Annotated in this window: 4 protein-coding genes; all 4 read right to left on the bottom strand. The window is 72.4% G+C overall.

Annotated elements, in window-relative coordinates; genetic code table 11:
- Positions 1-407 precede the first annotated feature (407 nt).
- Entirely contained in the window at positions 408-1868 is a 1461-nt protein-coding gene (locus D1643_RS09255) for an IS3 family transposase (RefSeq protein WP_160710347.1), read from the bottom strand.
- Between the two features lie 313 nt (positions 1869-2181).
- Positions 2182-4323 (bottom strand): NAD-dependent DNA ligase LigA, encoded by a 2142-nt coding sequence (gene ligA / locus D1643_RS09260; RefSeq protein ID WP_160710348.1) that lies wholly within the window; start codon positions 4321-4323, stop codon positions 2182-2184.
- Positions 4324-4475: 152 nt separating this feature from the next.
- Positions 4476-5018 carry an HdeD family acid-resistance protein gene (locus D1643_RS09265; protein ID WP_160710349.1) on the bottom strand — a complete coding sequence of 181 codons (543 nt, stop codon included), beginning with the start codon at positions 5016-5018 and terminating at the stop codon, positions 4476-4478.
- A gap of 698 nt (positions 5019-5716) precedes the next feature.
- On the bottom strand, positions 5717-6148 hold a 432-nt coding region (locus D1643_RS09270), incomplete at its 5' end, for an NAD(P)H-hydrate dehydratase (protein WP_201751062.1).

The raw sequence follows: 6148 nt of genomic DNA on the forward strand, positions 1-6148 counted from the left end.
GGGCCTAAACCGGGGCGAGCGCCGCCGGCACGCCGGTGCGTCGGGGGGCAGGGGCGGTCGGCGGAGGGGCCGTGGCCGAGGCGGTCGGCGAGCAACGGATCTGAGGACCGCGCGCCGGCCGCGCCAAGAGCCAGCGACCAGGCGGGTCGGGCTGGGGCCGGGCGGTGCGGGGCCGATCGCCGGGGCCGGGCGTCGAGCATCGGAGCGCCACGCAAGCCGGAAGCGAGACCTGAGAAGGCAGCCGGCACCAAACCGCACAGTTTTGACGACTTTGCGACGAAAAGGCGGCGAATAGAGGGGATTCCAAAGACGGGCGGGCACCCGATCAACCGTGACCTGGGCATACGCCCCCAGACGCCCGCCAGCTGCGACGAAAGGGGGGGTGCGGACAGTTACTTGGACGCAGCCTAGACCGCCAGGCCCAGCCGCCTCCTGCGGTTGTCTATCGTGTCGTAGACGATCCGGCCGTCCTCCCGGAACGCCTTGAGGCGCTCGGTCGAGTAGGCCCGCATCCACCCGTCCAGCAGCTCCATGAAGGCCTCGGCGCGCCAGCCCGACCAGTCCCGCCCGTGGAAGAACTCGTTCTTCAGGTTGCCGAAGAACCCCTCGCACGCGGCGTTGTCGGGGCTGCGCCCCTTGCGCGACATGGACCTGGCCAGGCCGTGCCGCTCGCATATCGCCTTCCACCCCGGCCAGCGGTAGTGGCAGCCGCGGTCGGTGTGGGCGACGGGCGCCTGGCCCGCGCGCAGCGTGGCGCACGCCGCCTCGAGCGACGACTCGGTGAGGCGCGCGTCGGGCCTCGTGCCGATCGACCACGCGACGGGCTTGCCGTCGAACAGGTCGACGACGGGCGACAGGTAGACCCTGCGGCCGTCGCCGGGCAGCCGGAACTCGGTCACGTCGCTGACCCACGCCTCGTTGGGGCGGGCGGCGGAGAAGTCGTGGGTGCCGTCCTCCCGCAGCAGCAGGTTGGGCGCCGGCGCGTCGACCTCCCCGGCGTAGGAGCTGTAGCGCCCCCTGCGCGCGTAGCACACGCGCAGCCCGAGCGCGCGCATGTGCCGGCGCACCACCCTCTCCGACACCGGGCGGCCCCGCCGGCGGGACACGACCTCCCGCACGAACCGGTAGCCCCGCGACGAGCCGCCGTCCACGCGGAAGGCGCGCTCGACCTCCCCGGCCATCCCGTCCGGCGGCGCGTCCGGCGAGGTCAGGGCGCCGAGCTGGTAGTAGTAGGTGGAGCGGGCCAGGCCGAGGGCCGCGCAGGCGGCCGCGGCGCCGAAGGGGCCCTCGAGCCTCGAGGCGCAGCCGGCGGCCTCAGCGTTGGTGAGGGCCGGCGCCGCGGCTTTTAGGACGGCCAGCACCTCCCTGAGCGCCGCGTTGCTGAGCTCGAGCTCGGCGATGATCGCCTTGAGCGCCGCCGGGTCGTCCGGCAGCTCGTCGGGCAGCCGGGGCGGCTGCTCGCAGGGCATGGGCCGGGCCGGGCGGCTCGCCCGGCGGGCCTTCCCCTCGTCCATCTCGGCCTCCTTCCTCTTCCTCCTCGCGGGCGCCGGCAGCAGGGCCGCGGTGCCGCCCCGGGCGAAGCCCGAGACGGTCCTGGCCATGTGGCTCCTCGAGACCCCGGCCCGCCTGGCCTCCGCCGCGGCGCTCTCGCCGCCGGCGACCCGCCTGACCGCCTCCAGCCTCGCCAGCATCGGCAGCGACCGGTACTGGGCCCTGTCGGGGTCGTGCCTCGGGTCGGACCTGACCCACCTGCGCATCGTCGACTCAGAAGGATACCCCAGCTCCGCGACGAAGTCCTCCACCGACATCTCCCCGAGCGTCGCGAACCACAGGTCCAGCGCGTCCCGCCTAGCCTCCCCGCCGTACATGCGGCCTCCTCTCCGGACACCTGGGTGTCCAACTTGGAGTCCGCACCCCCAGGCGTCGCAAAGTCGTCAAAACTGTGCGGAATGGGCCGGACGGGCCGCGCCCAGCAGCCGCGCACCCGGGCGTCCAGGTGGAATGGGCCGAACGAGCCACGCCTAGCGCCCAGCACCCGAGCACCCGCGCGCCTAGCACCCAGCACCCCGGACACCCGGGCGTCCAGGCGGCTTGGCGCCGAACGGGCCGCGCCCAACACCTGCACGCCCGCGCGCCCGGGCAACTCGGTGCGGGGCGGCCGCGTTGCCCGCGCCCGTCCTGCTACTCGGCGGCCTCCGCCACGGGCGGCTCCCCGCCCGCGAGCAGCGCGAGCAGCTGCGTCTCGTCGAGCACCGGCACCCCGAGCGCCACCGCCTTGTCGTACTTCGACCCCGCGGCCTCGCCCGCCACCACGTAGCTCGTCTTCTTCGACACGCTGCCAGACACCTTGGCGCCAAGCGCCTTGAGCGCCGCGCCGGCCTCGTCGCGGGTCATGCCGCTCTGGGTGAGCGAGCCGGTGAGCACGAACGTGAGCCCGGCGAGGGTCTGGGGGCGCTCTTCGCCGGGTGCGGGCGCCTCCTCGGCCAGGGTGACGCCGGCACGGCGCAGACGCTCGATGACGGCCGTGTTCTCGGGCACGCGCAGAAACACGTAGACGCTGCGGGCGATCTTGGGGCCGATGCCGTCCACCGCGGCCAGCTCCTCCTCGCTGGCGGCGACAAGCGCCTCCATCGAGGGGAACGCGCCGGCCAGCGCCTCGCCGATGGTCTTGCCCACGTGCCGGATGCCCAGGCCGAACAGCACCCGCGCGAAGGAGCGCGTGCGGCTGGCCTCGATGGCGGCCACGAGCTTGGCGGCGACGGTGGCGCCCAGGCGGATGGGCTGCCCATCCTTGTTCACGCGCCCCATGTCGAGCAGCGCCAGCTCGGCCTCGTCGAGCGAGTAGTAGTCGGCCACGTCAGAGAGGCGCCCCACCTCCACCAGGCGGGTGACGATCTCCTCGCCCATGCCGTCGATGTCGAGCGCCCCGCGGCTCGCCCAGTGCAGCAGGCGCTCCTGGGCCTGGGCCGGGCAGTCGATGGAGATGCAGCGGAAGGCCACCTCGCCCTCCTCGCGGATGACCGGCGAGCCGCAGCTCGGGCACGCCTCGGGCATGGACCAGGGCAGCGCGTCGGCGGGACGCAGCGCAAGCACCGGGCCGAGCACCTCGGGAATGACGTCGCCCGCCTTGCGCACCACCACGGTGTCGCCCACGCGCACGTCCTTGCGGCGCACCTCGTCGAGGTTGTGCAGCGTGGCGCGCGCCACGGTGGAGCCAGCCACCACCACCGGCGCCAGCTCGGCCACGGGCGTGAGCGCGCCGGTGCGCCCCACCTGCACGGTGATGGCGCGCAGAAGCGTCGTCTTCTCCTCGGGCGGGAACTTGAAGGCGATGGCCCAGCGCGGGGCGCGCGCCGTGAACCCGAGGGCCTCCTGCTGGGCAAAGGCGTTCACCTTCACCACCACGCCGTCGATCTCGTAGGGAAGCTGCTCGCGCCGCTCGAGGGCGCGCTCGCAGAAGGCGCGCACCTCCTCGGCACTCTCGCAGAGCGCCACGTCGGGGTTCACGTGGAAGCCGGCTTCGCGCAGCCAGCCCAAAAGCTCCGCCTGGCCAGGCACCGAGAGCGCGCCGTCCTCGGCGATGGCGTACATGAACGTGGACAGGTCGCGGCCCTGGGTGATGGCGGGGTCCTTCTGGCGCAGGCTGCCGGCGGCGGCGTTGCGCGGGTTGGCGAACGGGGCGCGCCCGTTGGCCTCGGCCGCCAGGTTCAGGCGCTCGAAGCTGGCTTTGGGCATGTACACCTCGCCGCGCAGCTCGAGCGGCGCGGCCGGGTCGGACACGGCGCCCAGCGCCTCGGGCCGCAAGCGCAGCGGCACGTCCTTCACCGTGCGCATGTTGGCGGTCACGTCCTCGCCGGTAGTGCCGTCGCCGCGGGTGGCCGCACGCACGAGCACGCCGTTCTCGTAGGTAAGCGCGATGGAGCTGCCGTCGATCTTCAGCTCGCAGTCCATGGGCGGGAAATGGCCGAAGTCCTCTACGACGCGCTCCATCCACGCGTCGAGCTCCTCGAGGTTCATGGCGTTGTCGAGCGAGTACATCCGCCGCGCATGGCGCACGGGCGCGAACTGCTCGCCCACGTAGCCGCCGACGCGCTGGGTGGGCGACGACGGGTCGATGAGCTCGGGGTGGGCCGCCTCCAGCTCGCGCAGCTCGCGCATGAGCGAGTCGAAGGCCGCATCGGAGAGCACGGGCGCGTCGAGCGCGTAGTAGAGATAGGAGTGGTGCTCGATCTCGCGACGCAGCGCCTCGACGCGGGCGGCCGGGTCGGCGGCCGCCTCGGCCAGCGCCTTCTCGTCTAGCAGCGATCCCTGCTCGTGTTCCATCGGGTGTCCTTCCCTTCTCCCTCACCGCCTGGGCCGCAGGGCAGCGGACGCGGCCCCGCGCATGAGAGGGGCCCGGAATCCACCGGGCCCCTCGGCCGTTCTCATGCGCCCATGTTACCACGGCTTTGCGCCGCGCGGGCGCCGTGGACGCGCTACGCCGTGTGGTGAAGCGACTTGTCGGAGAGCACCATGCGCGGGGTGGCGCCGTAGACCGCCAGGGTGACGCCGCGCATCATCAGGAAGAACGCGAGGAAGATGGCGAACGACGCCGGCCAGATGAAGAAGAACACGCCGCAGAGGATGCTCACGATGCCGCCGACGAGAAGCCAGCCCCAGCTGACCGCCCCGCGCAGCTGCACGGCTGCGACGATCTCGAAGATGCCGTAAGCCGCCATGAAGGCCCCCGCCACCCAGGGGATGACCTCCGCCGCGATGAGCGGATGGATAAGGAACATGAGCCCGAGGACGATGTCGCAGATGGCGTAGGCGAGCAGCCATCCGGAGAGGTCGAGGGACTTATGGTAGCGCGCGTAGGTGTAGAGGTCGAAGGCGCCCACCACCAAAAACATCGCGCCGGCGACGGCGGCGATGCTCACGAGGGTGAGCCCCGGCGCCCACAGGAAGACGAATCCGACGATGATGAGGGCGACGCCCGCGGCGAACATGCCCCAGTCGCGCTTGCTGGTTGCCTCCATTGCGATCACGCTCCTTCGTTCGATGAAAGCCCTTGCGGGCATTGTCGAATGGAGCGTAGCGGCCGCAGCGGTCGCCTCCCAGGCGTCAACGAACGGTCAGCGAGCCGTCGCGGCCACGTCAGGGCACACCGGATAGAGCCCGGGATACTCGGGGCATAGACCTCAGAAAAAGCGCGGACGAGGCAAGGTGGGGCGCAACGCATGTCGTGGAGCGCGCCGAGGGCAACACAGGCGAAATCTCCCAGGCATCACCTCGCGCAGACACGGCGCAAGGACGGCGCCAGAGGCTGTGCGTTGCGTCGGCGGGCGGCTTTCGGAGACCCGATTGGAGGGTCGGGCAGATTTACGGCCGATTTCTGGCGAGAAAGTCCGGTTCTGCATGATTTCTGCGCTCGTCGTGTCGCTCGGAACCGATCGTTCGCGCCAGCCGTTAACCGTGACCTGGGGAAACGCCCGTAGCCCGCCTTCGGAAGAAAGGGAGTCTGCGTCGCCGATCATGCAGAACCGGACTTTCTCGCCAGAAATCATCCCGCTTTCCGCCCGCACGCCCTCGCCCTCCCCGAGACGAGCCTCGGGGCCAGGGGAGGAAGGACGGAGAGACGGAGCGACGAGAGGGCGCGGGGGCTCCGCTGCAGACGCGGACGGCCCGGGGAAGGGCGGGACTTGGGTCGCGAGAAGCCCCGCTGGCCAGGCGAGGCTCAGCCGGCCAGGCAGCGGAAGGCCTCGGGCAGAACCTCGACGACGTCCTCGGGGATGACGCCGATGGCCGTGTGGCGCTCCTCGGCGACGCGCCCCGCCTCGGCGTGGAGCGTCGCGCCGAGCACCGCGGCGTCGAGGGGCGCGAGGCCCTGGGCCAGCAGCGCGCCGATGATGCCGGCGAGCACATCGCCGGTGCCCGCCTTGGCCAGGGCCGCCGTGCCGCGGTCGACGAGCACCACGCGCGTGCCGTCGGAGACGTAGGTGTCGGGGCCTTTGAGGACGCAGACGGCGCCGTAGGCCCGGGCGAGGGCACCGGCGAGGAGCGCCGGCTCGGCCTCGCTGATGCGGGCCGCGCGGGCCAGGCGCGCGGCCTCGCCGCCATGGGGCGTCAGCACGAGGGGACGCCCCTCGGCGGCGCGGGCGGCGGCCAG

The sequence above is a fragment of the Enterorhabdus sp. P55 genome (assembly GCF_009911695.1).
Lineage (GTDB): Bacteria > Actinomycetota > Coriobacteriia > Coriobacteriales > Eggerthellaceae > Enterorhabdus.

Excerpts from the sequence above, each read along its gene's own strand:
- ligA (WP_160710348.1), bottom strand. The coding sequence starts at position 4,323 with ATGGAACACGAGCAGGGATCGCTGCTAGACGAGAAGGCGCTGGCCGAG.
- D1643_RS09255 (WP_160710347.1), bottom strand. The coding sequence starts at position 1,868 with ATGTACGGCGGGGAGGCTAGGCGGGACGCGCTGGACCTGTGGTTCGCG.
- D1643_RS09265 (WP_160710349.1), bottom strand. The coding sequence starts at position 5,018 with ATGGAGGCAACCAGCAAGCGCGACTGGGGCATGTTCGCCGCGGGCGTC.